Genomic DNA, 304 nt, shown 5'->3' with positions numbered 1-304 from the left:
ACAGTTGGAGGAGTTAGGTGTAAAGCTTCCAGAGAAAGAAAAACGTAAAGAAATGTTTGCGGGATTAGATGATCAAACGAAAGAAAAAGCGAAATCAATTTTAGAGCAAGAAAAGTCTGGAAAATTAACAAGAGAACAAGCAAAAGAAGAATTGACAAAACTAGGAGTGAAGTTGCCGGAAAAGGGTAAACACAAAGAAATGTTTGCGGGATTAGATGATCAAACGAAAGAAAAAGCGAAATCAATTTTAGAGCAAGAGAAATCCGGAAAATTAACACGTGAACAAGCGCAAGAAGAATTAACG

At 35.9% G+C, this 304-nt stretch carries 1 pseudogene; it reads left to right on the top strand.

Annotated elements, in window-relative coordinates:
* Nucleotides 1-304: pseudogene (locus MR147_RS26870) on the top strand (hypothetical protein); the annotation flags it as partial.

Source organism: Bacillus cereus group sp. BfR-BA-01350, from assembly GCF_022663775.1.
GTDB lineage: Bacteria > Bacillota > Bacilli > Bacillales > Bacillaceae_G > Bacillus_A > Bacillus_A paranthracis.
Note: the sequence above shows the minus strand (reverse complement) of the source record. Positions and strands in the feature narration are given on the sequence as shown.